General features: G+C 38.6%; 19 protein-coding genes. 12 read left to right on the forward strand and 7 right to left on the reverse strand.

Annotation, left to right across the window (positions count from 1 at the left end; all coding sequences use genetic code 11):
• Nucleotides 1-70 precede the first annotated feature (70 nt).
• Together murJ and cysS are read left to right on the forward strand one after the other, a co-directional pair.
• On the forward strand, nt 71-1,552 hold the full coding sequence (gene murJ / locus LS68_RS07650; protein WP_034369362.1) for a murein biosynthesis integral membrane protein MurJ: 1,482 nt from the start codon (nt 71-73) through the stop codon (nt 1,550-1,552).
• Nucleotides 1,553-2,986: a cysteine--tRNA ligase gene (cysS, locus tag LS68_RS07655; RefSeq protein ID WP_034369359.1), complete on the forward strand. Its 1,434-nt coding sequence runs from the start codon at nt 1,553-1,555 to the stop codon at nt 2,984-2,986.
• Here cysS and LS68_RS07660 read toward each other — a convergent pair.
• The 3 genes from LS68_RS07660 to LS68_RS07670 are packed head-to-tail and all read right to left on the reverse strand — an operon-like array spanning nt 2,946 to nt 5,072.
• Nucleotides 2,946-3,836, reverse strand: coding sequence for a bifunctional riboflavin kinase/FAD synthetase (locus tag LS68_RS07660; protein WP_052100107.1), 891 nt, complete (start codon nt 3,834-3,836; stop codon nt 2,946-2,948). The two genes, cysS and LS68_RS07660, sit on opposite strands and share 41 nt — an antisense overlap.
• Entirely contained in the window at nt 3,796-4,527 is a 732-nt protein-coding gene (locus LS68_RS07665; RefSeq protein ID WP_138091352.1) for a TlyA family RNA methyltransferase, read from the reverse strand. Before LS68_RS07665 ends, LS68_RS07660 begins: the two co-directional genes overlap by 41 nt.
• Nucleotides 4,527-5,072 (reverse strand): hypothetical protein, encoded by a 546-nt coding sequence (locus LS68_RS07670; protein ID WP_034369354.1) that lies wholly within the window; start codon nt 5,070-5,072, stop codon nt 4,527-4,529. The genes LS68_RS07665 and LS68_RS07670 overlap by 1 nt, the downstream gene beginning before the upstream one ends.
• Before the next feature lie 96 nt (nt 5,073-5,168).
• Here LS68_RS07670 and LS68_RS07675 point away from each other — a divergent pair, with 96 nt between their 5' ends.
• The 4 genes from LS68_RS07675 (at nt 5,169) to dxr (ending at nt 9,548) form a co-directional block, all read left to right on the forward strand.
• Nucleotides 5,169-6,074 carry an aspartate carbamoyltransferase catalytic subunit gene (locus tag LS68_RS07675; protein WP_034369351.1) on the forward strand — a complete coding sequence of 302 codons (906 nt, stop codon included), beginning with the start codon at nt 5,169-5,171 and terminating at the stop codon, nt 6,072-6,074.
• A gap of 92 nt (nt 6,075-6,166) precedes the next feature.
• Nucleotides 6,167-7,522 (forward strand): outer membrane family protein, encoded by a 1,356-nt coding sequence (locus tag LS68_RS07680; protein WP_034369350.1) that lies wholly within the window; start codon nt 6,167-6,169, stop codon nt 7,520-7,522.
• Nucleotides 7,523-7,546: 24 nt separating this feature from the next.
• Nucleotides 7,547-8,452: a CDP-archaeol synthase gene (locus LS68_RS07685; RefSeq protein ID WP_081950867.1), complete on the forward strand. Its 906-nt coding sequence runs from the start codon at nt 7,547-7,549 to the stop codon at nt 8,450-8,452.
• A 10-nt stretch (nt 8,453-8,462) separates the two neighbouring features.
• On the forward strand, nt 8,463-9,548 hold the full coding sequence (gene dxr / locus LS68_RS07690; protein ID WP_034369348.1) for a 1-deoxy-D-xylulose-5-phosphate reductoisomerase: 1,086 nt from the start codon (nt 8,463-8,465) through the stop codon (nt 9,546-9,548).
• A 38-nt stretch (nt 9,549-9,586) separates the two neighbouring features.
• On the opposite strand, the gene LS68_RS07695 is transcribed toward dxr, so the two are convergent.
• Nucleotides 9,587-10,681 carry an Mrp/NBP35 family ATP-binding protein gene (locus LS68_RS07695; protein ID WP_034369345.1) on the reverse strand — a complete coding sequence of 365 codons (1,095 nt, stop codon included), beginning with the start codon at nt 10,679-10,681 and terminating at the stop codon, nt 9,587-9,589.
• 195 nt (nt 10,682-10,876) lie between these two features.
• On the opposite strand from LS68_RS07695, the gene LS68_RS07700 reads away from it, so the two are divergent.
• Genes LS68_RS07700 through LS68_RS07710 form a run of 3 tightly spaced genes read left to right on the forward strand, consistent with a single transcriptional unit; the run spans nt 10,877 to nt 14,376 of the window.
• On the forward strand, nt 10,877-11,782 hold the full coding sequence (locus tag LS68_RS07700) for an AEC family transporter (protein WP_034369342.1): 906 nt from the start codon (nt 10,877-10,879) through the stop codon (nt 11,780-11,782).
• Nucleotides 11,783-11,791: 9 nt separating this feature from the next.
• The gene (locus LS68_RS07705; protein WP_034369340.1) at nt 11,792-13,567 is read left to right on the forward strand and encodes a Na/Pi symporter; all 1,776 of its coding nucleotides are present in this window, start codon (nt 11,792-11,794) and stop codon (nt 13,565-13,567) included.
• The gene (locus tag LS68_RS07710; RefSeq protein ID WP_241993716.1) at nt 13,567-14,376 is read left to right on the forward strand and encodes a polysaccharide deacetylase family protein; all 810 of its coding nucleotides are present in this window, start codon (nt 13,567-13,569) and stop codon (nt 14,374-14,376) included. Before LS68_RS07705 ends, LS68_RS07710 begins: the two co-directional genes overlap by 1 nt.
• Nucleotides 14,377-14,407: 31 nt before the next feature.
• On the opposite strand, the gene rny is transcribed toward LS68_RS07710, so the two are convergent.
• Both rny and LS68_RS07720 read right to left on the reverse strand, forming a co-directional pair.
• Nucleotides 14,408-15,979, reverse strand: a complete 1,572-nt coding sequence (gene rny, locus LS68_RS07715) for a ribonuclease Y (RefSeq protein WP_138091354.1) — start codon at nt 15,977-15,979, stop codon at nt 14,408-14,410.
• Nucleotides 15,924-16,526 carry a 5-formyltetrahydrofolate cyclo-ligase gene (locus LS68_RS07720; protein WP_347232428.1) on the reverse strand — a complete coding sequence of 201 codons (603 nt, stop codon included), beginning with the start codon at nt 16,524-16,526 and terminating at the stop codon, nt 15,924-15,926. The genes rny and LS68_RS07720 overlap by 56 nt, the downstream gene beginning before the upstream one ends.
• A 48-nt stretch (nt 16,527-16,574) precedes the next feature.
• Between LS68_RS07720 and LS68_RS07725 the strand changes: the two genes are divergently transcribed.
• From LS68_RS07725 to radA, 3 genes are read left to right on the forward strand one after another with little or no spacing between them, the layout of a single operon-like run.
• Nucleotides 16,575-17,276, forward strand: coding sequence for a redoxin domain-containing protein (locus LS68_RS07725; RefSeq protein WP_034370806.1), 702 nt, complete (start codon nt 16,575-16,577; stop codon nt 17,274-17,276).
• Nucleotides 17,273-18,151 (forward strand): signal recognition particle-docking protein FtsY, encoded by an 879-nt coding sequence (gene ftsY, locus LS68_RS07730; protein ID WP_034369334.1) that lies wholly within the window; start codon nt 17,273-17,275, stop codon nt 18,149-18,151. Before LS68_RS07725 ends, ftsY begins: the two co-directional genes overlap by 4 nt.
• Nucleotides 18,151-19,497, forward strand: coding sequence for a DNA repair protein RadA (radA, locus tag LS68_RS07735; RefSeq protein ID WP_034369332.1), 1,347 nt, complete (start codon nt 18,151-18,153; stop codon nt 19,495-19,497). The genes ftsY and radA overlap by 1 nt, the downstream gene beginning before the upstream one ends.
• Before the next feature lie 74 nt (nt 19,498-19,571).
• Here radA and LS68_RS07740 read toward each other — a convergent pair whose 3' ends face one another.
• Nucleotides 19,572-20,180 (reverse strand): outer membrane protein, encoded by a 609-nt coding sequence (locus LS68_RS07740; protein WP_034369329.1) that lies wholly within the window; start codon nt 20,178-20,180, stop codon nt 19,572-19,574.
• Nucleotides 20,181-20,440: the final 260 nt, after the last annotated feature.

Consider the following 20,440-nt stretch of genomic DNA (forward strand, 5'->3'; position numbering starts at 1 on the left):
AACCCCTTAGTGTCAGTTTGTTTATTATAGATATAATCTTAGTATGATTTTACTTTAAAAAAGGCAAAAGTTGATAAAAAAAGCATTTCTCACTAATAGTAGTGGTATTTTGCTATCAAGAATTGCAGGATTTGTGCGAGATTTATGCACAGCAAAATTTCTTGGAGCGGGTGTTTATAGCGATATATTTTTTGCAGCATTCAAAATGCCCAATCTTTTTCGCCGCGTGTTTGGTGAAGGTGCTTTCACGCAAAGCTTTTTGCCTAACTTCATACGCAGTCGGCGCAAAGGAATGTTTGCCCTAATTACCTTTATCCTTTTTGTTACATTTATTTTATTACTCTCATTGCTGGTTGTTTGCTTCAGCGGATTCTTTACCAAACTCCTCGCTTATGGATTCGATGATGCGACTATTGAGCTTGCCAAACCTATCGTGGTGATTAATTTTTGGTATTTAGAGCTTGTATTTATTGTTACTTTTTTATCTTCACTTTTGCAATATAAAAATTGCTTTTGGGTCAATGCTTACAACACAGTTCTTCTCAACATTTGTATGATTGTCGCATTGATTTCATCAAAAGATAAAGATTCTATGCAAATGGTATATATGCTAAGCTATGGCGTTTTATGTGGCGGTGTGGCACAGATTTTCTTACATTTTTATCCGCTTTATCGTTTGCGATTCTTTAAACTTTTGAAAGTCGGTATGATTGAGCTATGGCAGTGGTTTAAAATGCCTCATTCTAGCGAAAAGATTCAAAAGAAAATCGCTATTGTCAAAAGTGATCTCAAAAGCTTCGCTAAACAATTCTTTCCTGCAATGCTAGGTAGCTCCACAGCACAACTTGCATCATTTATTGATACCCTTCTTGCTTCATTTCTTGCAAGCGGAAGTATCAGTTATTTGTATTATGCCAATCGCATCTTTCAATTTCCTCTCGCAGTGTTTGCGATTGCTTGTTCAACCGCTCTTTTTCCACTTGTTGCAAAAGCAATTAGAAACGATCAATCTACACAAGCCCTCCAAGCGATGAAAAAATCATTTTGGTTTTTATGTATTGCCTTAAGCGTATGCGTGCTAGGCGGTATTATGCTCAAAGATGAAATCATTTCTTTGCTTTATGAATGGGGGAATTTTACACAAGAAAACACTCTTGTTGTGGCAAATGTATTTGCTGCTTATATGATAGGATTACTGCCTTTTGGACTTGCGAGAATCTTTTCTTTATGGCTTTATTCACATCAAATGCAAGGGAAAGCGGCAAAAATCTCTGCCATTTCTCTTCTGTGTGGAGTAGGATTCTCATTAATTCTTATGCACCCATTGGGTGCGATGGGACTTGCGATTGCAGCAAGTTTAAGTGGATTTGTGCTCTTTATATTGACGATTAGAATCTTTGGCTTCAAAGAATTCTTGGGTATAATTCACCAAAAAAAAGCATGGTTTGCCATTATCGCTATCTTAGGCATAGAATATTTGATTCTCTTGCTCCTTAAGCCTTATGTTAAGGCACTTGTAGAAGGCATACACATATTTGTAAGGAATATTTAAATGATCACATTATTTGATAGTGCTAAAAAACAAAAAATCCCTTTTAAACCCATCAAAGAAAATGAAGTGAGAATCTATGTCTGCGGACCCACGGTGTATGATGAGGCACATCTTGGACATGCGCGAAGCTCTATTGCTTTTGATTTATGGCGGAGATTATTCGTGTTTTTAGGCTATAAAGTTACTTTTGTCAAAAACTTCACAGACATTGATGATAAGATCATCAAAAAAAGCCTTGAGCAGCATATCCCGCTCGAAGAACTCACCACACATTATATCAATCTCTATCTCAAAGATATGGACGCTCTAGGCGTATGGCGCGCAGATATAGAACCAAAAGCAACAGAGAATCTAAAACCTATGCAGGATATGATACAAAAACTTCTTGCACAAGGTTATGCTTACAAAGGGAGCAATGGTGATGTGTATTTAAGTATCCATAAAGACCCACTTTATGGCTCTATCTCCCACAGGATTGATGACCCAAATGCCCAAAGCCGTATCGCAGAGTTAGATGACAAGCTTGACCACAATGACTTTGCACTATGGAAAGGTTATAAGGGTGAAAACGACATTGCCTATGCAAGTGCGTTTGGGCAAGGGCGTCCGGGTTGGCATATCGAATGCTCGGCAATGATAGAAGAACATCTTGCTTACAAAACCGGTGAATTTGCTATTGATATTCACGCTGGTGGAGCAGACCTTATCTTCCCTCATCACGAAAACGAAGCCTCCCAAACGCGTTGCGCTACACATCGAGAAATTGCTAAATATTGGCTTCATAATGGATTTGTCAATATTAATGGTGAAAAAATGAGCAAATCCTTAGGGAATAGCTTTTTTATCAAAGATGCTCTTAGAATCTATGACGGAGAAATTTTGCGCAATTATCTTTTAGGCGTGCATTATCGCCTGATTCTAAACTTCAATGAAGAAGATTTATTACAAAGCAAAAAGCGTCTTGATAAAATCTATCGACTCAAAAAACGTCTCAATCTCACCGAACAAGAGACGCAAGAGATACTCTCACAAGCACAGCAAAAGGCTGATTCACATTTCCTCCAAACCCTTATAGAATCTTTGAGTGATGATTTTAATATCTCTAAAGCCCTAAGCATTATTGAAGAAATGCTTTCAAATAGCAATGAACATCTTGATAAGAATCCCAAAGATAAGGCTTACAAACAAATGATTGCAGCCAATCTTGCGTGTATCGATAAATTGCTAGGCTTAGGAGGCAAAAATGCGCAAAGCTACTTCCAGTTAGGCGTGAGCGAAGAGCAAAAGCAACACATTAATGACATTATCGCCCAACGCGCACTTGCAAAAACACAGAAAAATTACGCATTGGCAGATTCTTTGCGTCAAGAGCTTAAAGAGCAAGGCATTGAGATTATGGACACGCCTCAAGGCACGATTTGGGAGAAAGCATAGAATCTAAACGCGCAAGAGCTAAAATATCTCGCGCTTGAACAATATCTTGCGCAATACGCTTTTTTAGCTCATTCAAATCTTCAAACACCTGATTATCGCGGATTTTTTGGACAAAATAAATTCTTGCTTCTTTTTTACGCAGAGTGATATTTTTATCTAAAATATGACTTTCAATGCCAAAACGTCTGTCTGTGCTCAAACGATGCCCGATAAATGAGACACTTGGATAAACTTGCTGATCAACTTCACTCAAACTGACATAAACGCCCTCTTGAGGAATCACATAATTTTTGGTCTCAATATTGATAGTCGCATAGAGATATTTTGAGCCGAGATTCTGCCCACTGACGACCTTTCCATACAAACAATACAATCGCCCCAATAGTGCATTTGCCATATTCATATCACCCAAACGGATAAAATCTTTAATCAGCGTAGAATGCACACCCACACCATTGATACGATATTCTGGCACAATCACGACTTGCTTATCAAAAAGCTTTGGCAAATCATTTGCCCCAAACTCACGATCTTTACCAAATCGAAAATCATAGCCCACAACAAGCTTAGAGAGATTAGGAAATTTTTGACGCAAAAGGCACACAAACTCAATACCATTTTTTTGACGAACCTTGCTGATAGGCAAATAAAAAATCGGCAATGTCGTATAAAGTGATTTCTCATTTTTAGGCGTTAAACAATCTTCCTTTTCCATCTCAAGACACAACAAAGCACCTTGATGATAAAGCTCTTTTATAAGGATTCTGTGTGCAAGGTGCATTCCATCAAACTTCCCTAATGCGAGAGATTTAATCGCATAGTTTTTTTGCATAGATAAAAAACTCTTCATTCCCTTCCTTCCCGCTCAAAATACTTTTTTGTGTGTGAATTATCTTAAAACCTTCATTTTGTAAATCTTTACAAAATGATTCTAATGCCAAAATAATCTCTTGCGAATCTTGCAAAACGCCTTTTTTGTTGCGTTTAGCCTTTATACCAACTTCAAATTGCGGCTTAAACAACATAATAAATTCATCACACAGAATCTGCCTAAAACAAGGCAAAATTTGATAAAGCGAAATAAAACTCACATCGCATACCACTATATCAAAACACTCTTTAGATACAAAAGTGCGAATATCGCATTCTTCAAACGCTTTCACTCGCTTATCTTCTCGCACGATAGGGTGCAGCTGATTTTTTCCTACATCGACACACACGACTGACTTAATGTCATTTTGGAGAAGCACTTGTGTGAATCCTCCCGTGCTAGAGCCAATATCTAGCGCATTTTTATAGGCAAGATAAGATTCTGTCCATATCTCAACCTGCTTTAACTCCTCGATAAATCCTCGCAGCTTATAGCCCGCCCTCCCACATAATAAGCCCTGTGTATCAATACACACTTCATCATTATCTCCAAGCAGCCTAGAACTCTTATAAACACACATACCATTGACACGCACACAACCAGATTCTATGGCTTCTTGTGCCTTTTGCCTTGAGCCTAATTTTTCTTTCAGATACACATCTAAACGCATCATTGTGCCAAACTATTTTTATTAGTGTGATACCCAAAATCAAATTCCATCTCACCCATATTCTGCACATTCATAATGAGTTTCATCTCTTCTTTACCACGCTCACCGATTCCCTCAAAAATCACCCAATATGCGCTATTATAACTAATATCGGGAGTAAGAATTCCTAAATCTTCTCTTTTGGCTTGCATAACACTTTTTTCATCAATACTTTTATATGAAGCAGTAAGTGTAAAATGAATCTGGCTTTTCTTGATTTGATGCGCTCTGTCAAAAATTTCTACCAAAAAAACTTCACTACCTTCTTGGATTGATTGAGCCAAATGAGAATCTGACTGATTGATATAATGCACAATAGCAAGAAGCTGTGTGCGATTATTTTGCATAATTTGAGATTTACGCATTGCCTGAATATGCCGCTCTAAAAGTGCTTTATCTTGTTTAGAATCGACATTTGCTGAAGCGATGCGGACAAAATCTTTTTTATACAAATCACTACAACCGCATAATAGCGCAATAAATAGAAAAAAATAGATGATTCTCATTGTTATTTCTCAATTTCTTTTTACTCATTCTTTAGCGTTATTTTAACACAAACTTTGCTACAATTCTGCCAAATAACTCTAACGCAAGGATCACCGATGCAAACACCCCGACATCTTTTGCGCACCAGCGATCTTCAAGTCAAAGAAATAGAATCTATTCTTGACAAAGCTCAAAGCTACAAAGACACAAAACATTGTGATTCTCTAGCAAACAAAACAATCATCACGATTTTTTTTGAAAACTCCACCCGCACTCTTTCAAGCTTTGAAATTGCAGCAAAGCGTCTTAATGCGAATGTTATTAGGCTTGATGTCAGTAAAAGCTCTACAAGCAAAGGAGAGACGATTTCAGATACAGCAGCAAATCTTAACGCAATGGACCCTCATGCAATCATCATTCGCCATAAAAATGCCGGAGCGGGATATTATTTGCGCTCTCAAGTAAGCTGCCCTATCATTAATGGTGGAGATGGAGCTCACGCTCACCCTACCCAAGCCTTGCTTGACCTCCTCACACTGAAAGAATATTTTGGTAATGACTTTTCTCAACTCAAAGGTAAAAAAATTGCCATTGTAGGAGATATTAAAAATTCTCGTGTTGCAAATAGCAATATCGAACTTCTCACACGCTTTGGTATGGAAGTATTGCTAGTCGCCCCGCCTCATTTTCTTCCACCAACAAATCTCCCCACTTTTCATCGTTTGCGTGATATTGCGCAAGAAGTCGATGCGTTTATGAGTTTGCGCACTCAAACCGAACGCCATGATAAGCAAATTTATGGCTCGCTGAAAGATTATGCTTCTCAATACTGCATCACCAAGGAGATTCTCGGTAATCGTGATGTGGTGATTCTTCACCCCGGACCCGTGCATCGCAATATTGATATTGATGATGAAGTGCTTAAAGACAAACGATGCAAAGTGCTTGAACAAGTCAATAATGGTGTGCGCGTAAGAATGGCTGTGCTAGAATATTTTATCAATGCCCTTGACATCAGCTGATTCTCGCTTCAGTAGTATTTAAGTTTTATTTTGTAGAATACATATTGTATTTTAAAAAATACGCATATTTGAATAAGTTTTGAGGAAAAGAAATGAAGAAAATCTTATATTCGAGTGTAAGCATTGCACTACTAGCAAATATAGCAAATGCGTTTGATTATAATGTGGGTGGCACGGCGCAAACTTTCACAAAAGTCGGATTCAACAATCAAAGCTACAACTCATCTACAGGTGCAGCTCCTACAGAAAGTTTTACAACTATTTTTGCACAGCTCAATCTCAATGCAGATTTAGGCAGCGGTTTTCGATTTGGTTTAGGTGGCTCAATTGGAGGATTAGCCTTTGATAGCACGCGTAATAATATCATTGCAGGTCAAGAATTTTCTGCTGTCCAAACATCATATTACGGATACGCTTATGACAAAAACACCATGCAAAATTATATGATACAAAATGCCTTTCTTGAATATCTCTACAATGACAGAATCTATTTTCGTTTAGGACGATATGAATCTGGCACAGCTGGAGCTAATCATAATCAAAAAGTGGGTGAATATTTTAGCGGTTACACGCAAGGAGCAGAGGGCTATATCCGATTAGGAATAACTAGAATCTGGGGCTTTTGGTCAAACCGCCGCGGATTTGCTTATGATGAGTTTTTCAATGACTTTTACCGCGTGCATGGGGTTGATAAAAATGGGAATGGTCGACAAACTTATGCTGCTGGAATTGACTTCAATACAACAAAATTCACCGCTTCATTATTTTCTTATGGTGTTACAGGAAAAGTAGTCGCTCCGGGTATTAGCCTTACTTATGATACCAATCCGGATTTTGCTTTTAGAGGATTGCGCTCAATTACAAAAATCCGCACAATTGTCCCTATGGCTTTGGGACTTGAAGGTGAATTTTGGGGAGAGAGCGCATCAGTGCGACAGAATCAATGGAGAGGTATTGAAAAAACGACAGCCACACTTTATATAGAACAAAAATTTGATCTCTCAAAGTTTAATTTCGGTGCGGGTTACTATCAAAATTTTGGCAACGCTAATGCCCACATTGGGACATGGGGGAATCCTCTACTATCGACAATTGATATTTGGACAGCAAGTGCTTACGACATCGGGCAAGCACTTTCAGACATTGTAGGAAAAGATGCAATTACAGGCTATGGCTTTGTAGGAGGAGACTACAATGTCTTTCATTGGAAAATTATCGCAAGAGGCACGAAAAGCGAACGAAGCGATGAGCAAAGCGTAGGGCTATCATTAAATTATCGTATTCGTGATGATTTGTTCATTGGTGGTAAAATAGAATGGTTTAGTGATACAACCAAAGCAGGTTATAGTCCTATCGCTGGATATGCTGGAGAAAATGCAGGTGTGCTAAGTAAAAATCGCACTGATGATCGCAGTCATGCGTTTTTCTACATTCACCACCATTTTTAATCTCATACTTCAAAGGAGCGTCATTTGAGCAATTACAACGAAAAAAATGATTTAGAAAAACCTAATCAATCATCAGAATCCACTGACACACAAGCAGATTCGACATTGCAAACTCCGCATACACAGAATCTCAAAGAGAAACTCTTGTCTGACCGACCACGATTTATCACAGCCATTGTGCTTATTGCAATACTTGTTGTTGTCTTAAGTATTGATTATCCACCGCTAACTTGTGCTATCCTCGCTGGATTTTGCGTTGTCGGTGTCAAGGAGGCTTTGAATCTCTACAAACTTGAATCTGCTCCGCATTATTATATTGCGACAATCTTTATTTGGGTTTTGGCATATTTTAATGAATCACCCATAGAATCATGCTTTGTTGTGTTACTCATTTATGCTTCTTATTTAGCTTATACCAAATCGATTCAGTTGAAAGCTTTACTTGTATTCGTTTATCCTGTATTGCCCTTTTTAACTATTTGGGCACTTTATCGTGATGCTGGAGGTGCTGGTGTGTGGGTAATCATTTGGCTGATTGTCATTGTCGCTTTAACCGACATTGGCGCATACTTTGGCGGAAAAGCATTTGGCAAAACACCCTTTTGCCCTACTTCACCTAAAAAAACTCTTGAAGGCGTTATTTGTGGCGTAGCGTGTGGTGTGATTGTAGGCTCTATCATTGGTATTGGCACTTGCGGTGGATTCTTGCCTTCTGTGTTAATCACCCTTGCAGTATCTATCGCATCTGTCTTTGGGGATTTGTTTGAAAGTTATCTCAAACGCGAAGCAGATGTAAAAGATAGTGGCACGATATTTCCCGGACATGGAGGTGTGCTTGATCGATTTGATGCAATATTTTTTGGTGCGATTATAATGCACTTTTTACTTTTCTTTTTGCCCGGTTATAGAGATGTCTTTATCCCATTTTGAGTGAAAATCGATGATATTACTAGGTAGCACAGGTTCGATTGGGACAAACGCCCTCGAAGTTGCTCAAAGTTTCCATATACCCATAGAATCTCTATGTGCGGGTAAAAACATTGCTTTACTCAATACACAGATTCAAGCTCATCGTCCGCGTAATGTCTGCATTGCCGATAAAAATGACGCTCCTAAACTCATCAAAGGCGACTATAAGCTTTTCTTTGGGAATCAAGGCATTTTGGAGCTTATCCAATCAAGCAAAAGCAATCTTGTGCTGAATGCTCTTGTCGGATTTATCGGTTTAGAGCCAAGCCTCAAAGCCTTAGAATGCAATAAAAAACTTGCTCTAGCTAATAAAGAATCCCTTGTCAGCGGGGGTTGGTTACTCCAAAAAGCACCCATTACACCTATTGATAGCGAGCATTTTGGATTATGGTATCTGATTAATCAACGCCCTATCAAGAAGCTTTATATCACTGCAAGCGGCGGAGCATTTCGCGATGCGCCTTTAGAATCTATCGCCACAGCTACACCAAAGCAAGCCCTCAAGCACCCAAATTGGGAAATGGGGCGCAAAATCACTATTGATTCTGCGAGTATGGCAAACAAGCTTTTTGAGATACTTGAGGCATTTTGGCTATTTGGTTCTACGAATATTGATGCGTATATTGAGCCAAGCTCAAATGTGCATGCGCTGATAGAATTTCTTGATGGAAGTATCACTGCGCACATCAGTAAGCCTCATATGAAGCTACCTATTGCCTATGCTTTGGATAATAAGCAAGCCTTAAAACAATCTTTTATCCAGCCGACTTCGCTTTGCGATTTGCAATTATCATTTGCACCTATTGACACGCAACGATACCCTTTGTGGTGCTTAAAAGATGAAATCCTCTCAAATCCCAAAAAAGGGATTGTTCTCAATGCTAGTAATGAAATAGCAGTTGAAGCATTTTTAAAAGGCAGTATCGATTTTGGGCGTATTGCGCCTCTTGTATTTGAGGCGATAGATACTTTTCATCATCTAGGGGAACTTAAAGATATAGAATCCATTATCGAGCTTGACCTTAGGGTAAGAGAATTTACCCTAAGGAATATTTAGATTCTTAAAACAAAGTTATACATGGTGTTTTCTCTAGACTAGCGTGCCATTTGTGTAGGCTGAATCTCACGATTGTCAGCAAGGTTATGATGTTTGACTTTTTGCAAAAAATCCCAAATCTTAATGGCTGCGTTCATATAAGCCTTTGCACTCTGTGAATGTGGCTCAAAAAATACGATTGGCTTGCCATTATCGCCGCCTTCACGCACCTTTGGTTCAAGAGGCACTTGAGCTAATAAAGTCGTATCATATTGATGCGTCAGAATCTCGCTTGTCCCCTTACCAAAAATATCATATTCTGTTCCACAATTAGGGCAAATAAAACCGCTCATATTTTCAATCACCCCAGCAATAGGGATTTTAAGCTTATCAAACATATCCATACTTCTCGCGCTGTCATCTAAACTCACTTTTTGAGGAGTGGTTACGACCACACCGGCACTCACAGGGACACTTTGAGCAAGTGTAAGCTGTGCATCGCCCGTGCCCGGTGGCATATCAATGACAAGCACATCTAAATCACTCCATAATACATCTGTAAGCATTTGCTCAATCGCACGCATAATCATCGGACCTCGCCAAATCAAACTTTGCCCTTCATCATAAAGCACACCCATACTCATCATTTCTACGCCAAAAGCTTTGAGTGGGATAAGCTTTTTTTGATCCTCATCAACTTCGGCTTTATTGACATTCAACCCAAGCATACGCGGGATATTTGGACCATAAATATCAGCATCAAGTAATCCGACCTTTTGTCCTTGTTGCGCAAGGGCGATAGCAAGATTCACACTTGTTGTGGATTTACCCACACCTCCTTTTCCTGAACTCACCATGACAAAATGCTTAATATGTGGAGCGAGATTCTTAGTCGTAGGTTGAGGCTTATGAGCAGGTTTGGGAGGATTGATCACAAGCGTAAGATTAGAATCTTGAATCTTTGCAACGACATCTTTTCTAAGCGCATCTATAACTTCTTGAGAGCTTGAAGGTATATCAATAGTTACGCTTATACTATCTTTTCCCACATTGACTTCTTTTACAAACCCAAAACTTACAATATCTTTTGAAAAATTAGGGTAAATCACTTGTTTCAAAACTTCTATAACTTGTTCTTTTGTTTGATATGCCATTCTATCTTCCTAGAATCTAAAATTTATGAGATTAAACTCTTCGCACATTATAACGCATTTATCTCGGATTTTAGTAAATTAAGCTCATTAATGAGAATCTATCTCTTGATAAAACCCCAAAAAAAAATAATCTCTTAATCTGATTTGTGATAGAATCTAGATTCTTTAAAATGCTCTGTGATTTGGGATACTTTAATGCTACTTGCTATTTATAGTGTTTGTGTATTTGTTTGTATCGGTTATATCGCTAAACTCTTGCGCCTCGTGGGAAATAGAGAAAGCGGAATCTTGCTTGGATTCTTGTTAAACTTTGCATTACCTGCACAAATCTTTAATGGGACTTACCATGCACACATTGATATAATGTTTTTGCAAGTCTGCCTCATCGGATTTCTCTGTTCTATCGGTGGAGGATTAGCACTCTTTGGTATTGGCAAGATTCTTAAAGTCAGTCGGGATTCTCTTATCACTATGAGCTTTATGGGAGCTTTTGGTAACACACTTTTTCTCGGTCTGCCTATCGTCAATGGAGCTTTAGGAGAGGCGTATGCCAATAAAGTAATTATTTATGATCAAATTGTTACGGGGATTCCCATTGCTTTTTTAGCTCCTTTGATTCTTAGTATGGGTGGCAAAGGAGGTTTTCGTCCTCGTGCAGTGGCTTTAAGGCTTTTTCAAAGCCCACTTTTTCTTGCTTTATTGATGGGACTTTTACTCAAAGCATTTCCTATATCTATTCCTGATGAGCTTTTTCTCCCTCTCAAAAGTCTTGCTCAAACTGCAACTCCTGTCGCACTTTTTGCCATTGGTGTGCAAATGAGTTTAAAAGGCATTAAGGAAGAATGGCGTTTGACAATGGTGTGTTTATTGGGTAAAATGCTTGTCGCTCCTTTGCTATTATTTTTATTTGTTATATTGATGATTGGGGAATTTGATGATTTGTTGCGCATGGCATTAATTGAGGTAGCAATGCCACCTGTTGTAAGCGCAGGAGCGATTGTCATTAAAGCGGGGTTAAATGCCAAACTTGCAGTCAGCGCAATTGCGTTTGGAATCTTGCTTAGTTTTATCAGTGTCCCTATTTGGCTTTATTTCACTTAAAGGACGATAATGTTTCAAAAATACCTTATACCTATTTGTATCCTTGCTTTAGTTTATTTTGTCTCCACAAGCGAAGCTCTTACGAGTGTGAGTGCGGGACTTGCCATCTTACTTTTTGGTATGCTAAGCTTAGGGAACGGATTCCGCTCTTTCAATGGGGGATTCTTAGAGAATCTTCTCACCCATTCCACAAGCAATGCTATCAAAAGTGTTACTTTTGGGACAATTGCTACTGCTATTATGCAAAGCTCCTCGTTGGTGTCAGTGCTTTCTATCTCATTCGTCTCTGCAGGACTTCTCACACTTGGACAAAGCATCGGTGTGATGTTTGGTGCAAATCTCGGGAACAGTGCGGGATCATGGGTGATTGCAGGGGTAAGTGGAATGAAAATTTCCGCTTTAGCCCTTCCGCTTATTGTAGGTGGTGTGCTTTTCAACTTCCAAAGTAACAAAACTTCCAAAGGATTGGGACAAATTTTTATCGGTATTGGATTCTTCTTTCTCGGTGTTTCTTATATCAAGGAAGGCTTTGAAGAATATCAATCCATTGTGGATTTTGCTAAATATTCAATGGACGGCTTAGAGGGAATCTTGCTCTTTGTAGGACTAGGAGCTTTGATGACTGCTATTGTCCAAAGCTCCCACGCGACACTCACGGTTATTATTTCTGCACTTGCTACAGGAAGCATTACTTTTGACAACGCTATTGCGGCGACATTGGGAACAAGTGTCGGTGGTGTGGTAACAGCCCTCATTGCATCACTTAGCACTAATATTGATGGTAAGCGGCTCGCTGTTGCCAATTGTATCTTTAACTTTGGCATTGCCATTCTTGTCATTATCACTTTTGATTACTTTGTCATTGCGACACATTTTATTTCTCGCGTGGTTGGATTGAGCGAAGATAGTGTATTGAAAATTGCTGTTTTCCATACATTATTTAACTTTGTAGCAGTCGTTTTACTCTTACCGCTCATTCCTAAAATCGCTAATTTACTCACACACATTATCAAGCAAGAAGACACGCAGGTTGATAAGCCTCTCTATATCAACAGCAGCATTATCCAATACCCCGATACTGCTATGCTTGCCCTTACACACGAAGTGCAACACCTTTACCAAAATGCCTTTGAGCTTATTGCGCATGCGCTTGGATTCTCACGAGAAGATATTTTAAGTGATAAAAATATGGACGAAGTCATCAAAGCAAAAATATGGGCAAAAGAAGATGTAGATATTGAGATCTTCTATCTCAAAAAAATTAAGGTGCTTTTTAATGCTATTTTAGAATTCACAACTAAAGTCCAAGCTCACACACAAGATGAAGAATATATCCGCAAATTTGCTAATCTCACCGCATCATCACGATATATTGTCGAAGCGATCAAAAATATGGAACTTCTCCAACCTAACCTTAAAAAGAATAGTCTTTCTAAAAACAAACTACTCTCAAGTGAATACAATACTTTGAGAGTGAATCTAGCAATGCTTTTAAGAGAGATTGGGGAAATTAACCTTGATCAGCAAATCCACCCAGAAGAAGCTATCATCAAACTTAAAGGCACAAAAAAAGCCTTTAAGAAAATTGATAAAGAATCACTTTTTGAGATAGAATCCATGCTTAGCAAAAAAGAGATCAATGTTGCAAGCGGCACTTCATTGCTCAATGCTATTGGATTCAGTCATAATATTGCTAAATATCTTGCGAATTCAATCATTCAGATTCAAAAAAGCAAGATTGATGAACAAGAAGCCATTACACCGCAAGATATTAACAAATCATAATGATGAATAAGCGAAAAGTTTTTATTAGTTTTGTTGTTATTTTCCTTGTCAGTGTATTTTCGGTTATCGCCTACCAAAAACTCCACTCTTTGCGGGATTCTCACCTCGCTTATACAAAGCCTATCCCAAGTGTGGAGCAGATTGAACATAAATATCAGGATCAAAAACCTTCCGAATGGAGTGAAGACTTTGAGGGGATCACTTCACGACTTCTCCCTCGTCCAAAATCCCCACGAGTTTATCTCACATTTGACGCGTGTGGCGGAGAATATGATAAAGCCTTGATTGATTATCTTATCCAAGAGCAGATTCCTGCTACACTTTTTATCAATTCGCGCTGGATTGACAAACATCACGATGCGTTTATGGAATTAGCACACAATCCCCTTTTTTCGATTCAAAATCATGGCACACTTCACCGCCCCCTAAGTGTCAATGGACGCGAGATTTATCATATCAAAGGCACAAATTCTATCCAAGAAGTCTATGAGGAAATTATGCAAAATGATGCGCTTATCACCAAGCTTACCGGCACACGCCCACGCTATTTTCGTTCGGGGACTGCTTATTATGATGATATAGCTGTTAAAATTGCTAAAGATTTGGGGTATCAAATCGGAGGTTTTGATGTTTTAGGAGATGGGGGAGCGACATTTTCTACCGCAAGAATTATAGAGCAAGCTAAACAAGCAAGAGATGGTTCGATTCTCATTTACCATTTCAACAAACCTCAAGGTGATACATTCGAGGGTATCAAAAAAATTGTGCCTCTTTTGCGTCAAAGGGGCTTTACTTTTGAAAAGCTTTGATTCTACTATAATTTATTTTGATTCTAGAATCTTATTTAGCAAACTCTACTGCACGCGTCTCTCGTATCACGCTGACCTTGATTTCACCCGGGTATTGCAAACTAGATTCAATCTCTTGTGCAATATCCCTTGCTAACACAACACTTTGCGCATCGCTTACAATATCTGCTCGCACAATCACACGCACTTCACGCCCCGCATTGATTGCATAGGCTTGTTTCACGCCAATTTTATCCATAGCGATACGCTCAACATCTTGCATTCGTTTCAAGAAACTCTCCAAAACTTCTCTTCGAGCACCCGGTCTAGCCGCTGATAAAATATCCGCTGTGCATACTGCCGCGCATTCAATACTTTTGATTTCCTCGTGTCCATGATGAGCCTTAATCGCATTAATCACCACAGGGTGTTCCTTGTATCGTGTGCATATCTCTGCACCCAAATCGACATGATTCCCTCCTAATTCTTGTGTGAGAGCTTTGCCAATATCATGCAAAATCCCTGCGCGTCTAGCAAGCTTCTCATCACCACCAAGCTCACCTGCGATAATAGAAGCGAGATTAGCGACTTCAATTGAATGCCCAAGCGCATTTTGCCCAAAGGAAGCACGATATTTCATTTTGCCTAATAAAAATTTCAATTCTGGGTGCATATAGCCAAGCCCCATATCCAACACAATATCTTCGCCATCTTGTCGGATTTGCTCATCCATCTCTTTCTTGACACGCTCATACATTTCTTCGATACGCGCAGGCTGTATGCGTCCATCTTCGACAAGATTCTCAATAGTTTTGGTCGCAATAGCGCGGCGATAGATATTAAAACTGCTCAAAATAATCGTCCCGGGTGTATCATCAATGATCACATCTACACCACTAATCATTTCTAATGTCTTGATATTACGCCCTTCTTTGCCAATAATGCGTCCTTTAAGCTCATCATTAGGGAGATTTACAACATTAATCAATCGTTCTGTGGCAAATTCCCCCGCATAGCGAGTAGTAGCTTGGGCAAGGATATAATTAGCGTGTTTCTTCGCTTCATCATGGGCTTCTTTTTCGTAACGTCTGATCAAATAAGCCTTTTCGTTAGAAAGCTCATCTTCTAAAGAAGAAAGAATGATATTTTTAGCTTCTTCTTGCGTCATTTTTGTATAAGAAAAGAGAATCTCAAGCATCTCCTTTTTGGCTCGATAATACTCTTCCTTAAGCTTATTTTGCTCTTCTTGTGTGCGCAAAATTTTCACTTCCATTTCTGAAAGTTTTTGCTTTTCTTTTTCCAAAGCCAACATTTGCTGTTTGATGTCATGCTTTGAGCGATTCTCATTTTGCACTAATTGCGCCGAACGAGATTCGTATTCTTGATGCAGTTTATTTCTTTCGCTCTCTAAAAATTGCTTGACATTGATTTGCTCTTCTTTGATCCTAAGCTGATGCTCTTGAAGCATTTTTTGCGCTTCATACTCTATGGCTTTAGCTTTAGCTTTTGATTGTTCGACAATAATTTGAGCAGATGAACAAAAGACTTTCCGACTGACTAAATAGACACTAATTCCTACCAATAATCCGAAGATTATACTTCCTATCACATACCACACTTCCATTTTTCTTCCTTCTACAAATGGCTGATGCAGTGAAAAAACAATCTCCTAAGGTATCATAAGGCTGTGTAATGACATCTTGAGCTATATTAGGGCTTTTTGCGACAAAAATAATATGAACTTTGTGTTTGAGATTTGGCAAAAAACGATCATACATTCCCTTACCAAAACCTATCCTCCTAAAATCTCTATCAATACCCAAAACAGGAATAATCACTGAATCAACTTTAATTAAATGAAATAAAGAATTATTTGATTCATAAATGCCATATAAGTTTTTCTTTAACGGCATTCGTAATGGTATCATTTTAAAGCTAAGTTCTTGTATAAATGGCACAAAAACTCGCACTTTTTGTTTCCTAAGCGTAGCAATAAGAGGGGTAATATCGACTTCTGTATGAAGAGGCAAATACACCAGCACACTACGGCAATGCCTTTCTCTAAGATATTTATAAAGGGCTTGATTAACAATCTTATCCGAAAAATTAATCCTCTTGGAAAAATGTCTTAGGATTGCTTTTGCTTGGATTCTGAATGCTTGTTTTATAATTCACTCCTTTTTTTAGGTATAATTTTATCTAAAACATCAAAATGGAGAATGAGCACGATGAAGATTCATAGCAAAAAACATTACCCCACTTTTTTTCTTTTTATCCTTATTGCAAGCCTCTTTTTTGCAGCATGCGATGAAAAAGATAAGGATAAAGATATTTTTGGTTTTGAAGGTGTGAGTAAAAACAAGATCCTTGATATTGAAGTGATTAATACACAAAATGAAAGCCTTCTTTTCAAAACCGATGAATCCAAAAGCATCTTTCAAAGCGACAACAAACAACCCACACTTTTGTTTTTTATCTCAAAAGAATGCACACAATGCCAAGATGAGCTTTTGCATATTTTGGATTTATACAACAAATATCAAGAATTCATCTCTATCATCGCCATTAGCCCCAAAGATGACCTTTTAGATCTTCAAAAGAAGATTGATGAGATTAATCCTCGATTTAAGCTCTACGCTTCTACAGACAATAAAAATCTTTTGGATTTCCTCTACAAAGACGACAAACAAAGCTATATTGCGCTTTATGACAAACAAGGTGAAAAAGTGATTGACTATGTCGGGCTAGTCCCCGAAGAAATGGTCGAGCTTGATATTGTTTATCAAATCCAAGATCAACTTGATGCCAAAACCCAACGCGAAATGCAAACACTTACTCAAGAAGAAATCAATGTGCAAGAAGATTCTGAACGCACATCAGATTCAGATTCTCAATCCACGATGCAAAAAGAGCAAAAATGATTTCATTATTAGGCAAGACACTCCAAAAAACCACACAGAATCTTGCCTCGATTCTCACCTCCAAGAAAAATAAATTTACAAAAGCCGAATTAGAAGATATTTTACTCGAATGCGATATTGCTTATGAATTGATTGAGCAAATGTTTGAGAATCTGCCTCATTACATCTCTCGTGAAATGCTAAGCAAAGAGCTTCTTGCTTTGCTTAATCAGCCCTTGCCTTCGCCCCCATTTCAAGCACAAACTAAGCCTCTGACGACTTTAATCGTTGGCGTTAATGGTGCAGGCAAAACGACAACGATTGCCAAACTTGCCCATCGTGCCCAAAAAAATAATAAAAAAGTTATGGTAGCAGCAGGCGACACCTTTCGTGCTGCAGCCATTGAACAGCTCAAACTATGGGGAGAGAAGCTCCAGATTCCCGTCATTGCCACCCAACATATGCACGACCCAAGCGCAGTAGCCTTTGATAGTATCAACTCCGCAATTGCAAAAGGGATTGATGAGCTGTATATTGACACTGCAGGGCGTTTGCACAATCAAACCAATCTCAACAATGAGCTTTTGAAAATCATACGCGTATGTCAAAAAGCTCTCCAAGAGCGACCCTTGAGAAAATTCCTTGTGCTTGATGGCACTCAAGGCAACGCAGCGATCAATCAAACACGCGCATTTTCCCAAAATATCGATTTTGATGGCATTATCATTACCAAGCTTGATGGCACAAGCAAAGGTGGGGCAATTTTCAGTATTGTTAATGAATTACACACGCCGATTCTTTATATTGGTGTGGGTGAGAAAGAAGATGATTTGATTGATTTTGATGCGAATGAATATGTGAATATTTTGCTTGATTCTATCTTTGAGGACAAATAGTGGCGAAAAAAACATCGTCCTTGTTTGAATGCCAGTTTTGCGGTTGGCAAAGCTCAAAATGGGTAGGAAAATGCACGAATTGTGGCACTTGGGAATCGCTCATCGAGCTTAAACCCTCACAGATTCAAAGCTTACAATCCCAAAAATATAACCCCCCTTCTTCCTTAGCAATCCCTATCACGCAAGTAGAATACGAAACACTTGATCGCTTCACTTCTTGCGAAGATGAGTTTGATATTGTGCTTGGCGGGGGCATTGTCCCGGGAGGATTATACCTCATCGGAGGAAGTCCGGGCGTAGGAAAATCTACACTTCTACTCAAAATCGCAGGAGAAATTGCAAAAAAAAGCACGAAAAAGATTCTCTATGTTAGCGGGGAAGAAAGCCCGGGACAAATCAAAATGCGCGCTCAACGCTTAGATGCAATTGATGAAAAGCTTTTTTTACTCAATGAAATTGATCTTAGTATCATCAAAAATACGCTCAATGAGCAAAACTTTCAAATGTGTGTGATTGATTCGATTCAGACGATTTTTTCACCCGACATTACTTCTGCACCCGGCTCTGTCTCACAAGTGCGTGAAGTAACTTTCGCCCTTATGCGTTTGGCAAAAGAAATGAATATTTGCGTGTTTATCATCGGACATATTACAAAAGAAGGCTCAATCGCAGGTCCTAGAATCTTAGAACACATGGTGGATTGTGTGCTGTATTTTGAAGGCGACCCAAGCAAAGAATTGCGTATGCTAAGAGGATTCAAAAATCGTTTTGGCACGACAAGCGAAATCGGGATTTTTGAAATGAAAGAAAATGGCTTAATCAGCGCTAAAAATGCTTCAAAGCTATTCTTTTCTCAACGATCCTCCATGGCAGGAAGTGCAATTACCGTGGTATTGGAGGGGAGTCGTGCATTGGTGATTGAGATTCAAGCATTAGTGAGTGAATCAGGCTATCCCAAGCGTCAAAGCACGGGTTTTGATAACAATCGTCTTAATATGCTTCTAGCCCTTTTAGAGCGCAAGCTTGAGATTCCCTTAGGGCATTATGATGTATTTATCAATGTTACCGGAGGGATTAAGATCAATGAGCCAAGCGCAGATTTAGCAGTTATCGCAAGTATTGTTTCTAGCTTTCGGAATCGTCCGCTTAATATCAGCACAGCTTTTATTGGAGAAGTCTCACTTGTGGGAGACATTCGCGAAGTGAGTAATATTGACATACGCTTAAAAGAGCTTGAAAACTATGGATTCACCAAGGTTGTCTTAGCTAAGAAACCAAATAGCAATAATAGCAACATCAAATGCTTTGAAGCAAATGAGGTCAGCAAGATTCTTGAATGGATGTGAGATGGCAAAAGATAAGCAAGACTAAAATAAGCCTTGCTTTTGAGATTCTATAAACAATCTGACCTTACAGAATCTTAGAAATTAAAGATATAGCGCACACCGACATTATAATTTGCTTTAGATGTCATTTTGAAACCTGTCTCGTCCTTTAATGTTGTTGTCATAAAAGGCACTTTAGCTGCGATTTCAACGCCATGATGCTTAGCAAACTCACTTCTTAAACCAACATTAAGAGCAAGATTAAAACCTGTTTTATCCATCTTCTGATCTTTTAAGGTTTTGCCGCCCCAACTGACTGCACCAGCTCCTAGTCCTAAGAAAGCACCAAAATTTACATTTTCGCTAGAGATAAAGTTATAGAGTGCATCGATATTTACCCCATAATCCATTGCATTTGCTGTTATTTTATCTGCACCACCTTTTTTGTGTTCTCCATACGCAAAATTTGCATAATAGCGCAACCCAAAGTTAGGAGTGAAGAATGACTTATACCCAGCAATGATTTCATAGGACAATCCATCTAGTTTAGTCGTTTGCTTACCCTCATCGCTTGTCATCTTAAATGAAGAACCTCCATAACCTATACCTACACCGACAAATACACCACTTTCTTCAGCACTCAATACAGAGCTTGCAAGAGTTAAAGAAAGAGCAGCACTTATAAGCAATTTTTTTGTTTTCATGTTAATCCACCTTTTAGTAAAAATTTTGCATAATATTAACCGGTATTAATTATGCTCCGCTATTCTATCGCCCCCCCCCCCCCCGATTTTTGCTTAAAAGCAAAAGTTTTTAAAGAATCTTTAAGAAATAACAAACCAAAAGTAACATTTTTGAATGATATGTTTTCAATCAATTAAATTTCTGTCATTCTGTGATATAATAAAACAATCGTTTGATTTATAATTGATGCCAAAATATCCAAAATTTTTATCAAATCACA

Origin of the sequence: Helicobacter sp. MIT 05-5293, assembly GCF_000765665.2 — a bacterium.
Classification (GTDB): domain Bacteria; phylum Campylobacterota; class Campylobacteria; order Campylobacterales; family Helicobacteraceae; genus Helicobacter_C.

What these genes read in the sequence shown, in the direction of transcription:
- cysS (WP_034369359.1), top strand. Translation starts at nt 1,553, where the DNA reads ATGATCACATTATTTGATAGTGCTAAAAAACAAAAAATCCCTTTTAAA.
- LS68_RS07660 (WP_052100107.1), bottom strand. Translation starts at nt 3,836, where the DNA reads ATGAAGAGTTTTTTATCTATGCAAAAAAACTATGCGATTAAATCTCTC.
- LS68_RS07665 (WP_138091352.1), bottom strand. Translation starts at nt 4,527, where the DNA reads ATGCGTTTAGATGTGTATCTGAAAGAAAAATTAGGCTCAAGGCAAAAG.
- LS68_RS07670 (WP_034369354.1), bottom strand. Translation starts at nt 5,072, where the DNA reads ATGAGAATCATCTATTTTTTTCTATTTATTGCGCTATTATGCGGTTGT.
- LS68_RS07675 (WP_034369351.1), top strand. Translation starts at nt 5,169, where the DNA reads ATGCAAACACCCCGACATCTTTTGCGCACCAGCGATCTTCAAGTCAAA.
- LS68_RS07680 (WP_034369350.1), top strand. Translation starts at nt 6,167, where the DNA reads ATGAAGAAAATCTTATATTCGAGTGTAAGCATTGCACTACTAGCAAAT.
- dxr (WP_034369348.1), top strand. Translation starts at nt 8,463, where the DNA reads ATGATATTACTAGGTAGCACAGGTTCGATTGGGACAAACGCCCTCGAA.
- LS68_RS07695 (WP_034369345.1), bottom strand. Translation starts at nt 10,681, where the DNA reads ATGGCATATCAAACAAAAGAACAAGTTATAGAAGTTTTGAAACAAGTG.
- LS68_RS07700 (WP_034369342.1), top strand. Translation starts at nt 10,877, where the DNA reads ATGCTACTTGCTATTTATAGTGTTTGTGTATTTGTTTGTATCGGTTAT.
- LS68_RS07705 (WP_034369340.1), top strand. Translation starts at nt 11,792, where the DNA reads ATGTTTCAAAAATACCTTATACCTATTTGTATCCTTGCTTTAGTTTAT.
- LS68_RS07710 (WP_241993716.1), top strand. Translation starts at nt 13,567, where the DNA reads ATGATGAATAAGCGAAAAGTTTTTATTAGTTTTGTTGTTATTTTCCTT.
- rny (WP_138091354.1), bottom strand. Translation starts at nt 15,979, where the DNA reads ATGGAAGTGTGGTATGTGATAGGAAGTATAATCTTCGGATTATTGGTA.
- LS68_RS07725 (WP_034370806.1), top strand. Translation starts at nt 16,575, where the DNA reads ATGAGCACGATGAAGATTCATAGCAAAAAACATTACCCCACTTTTTTT.
- ftsY (WP_034369334.1), top strand. Translation starts at nt 17,273, where the DNA reads ATGATTTCATTATTAGGCAAGACACTCCAAAAAACCACACAGAATCTT.
- LS68_RS07740 (WP_034369329.1), bottom strand. Translation starts at nt 20,180, where the DNA reads ATGAAAACAAAAAAATTGCTTATAAGTGCTGCTCTTTCTTTAACTCTT.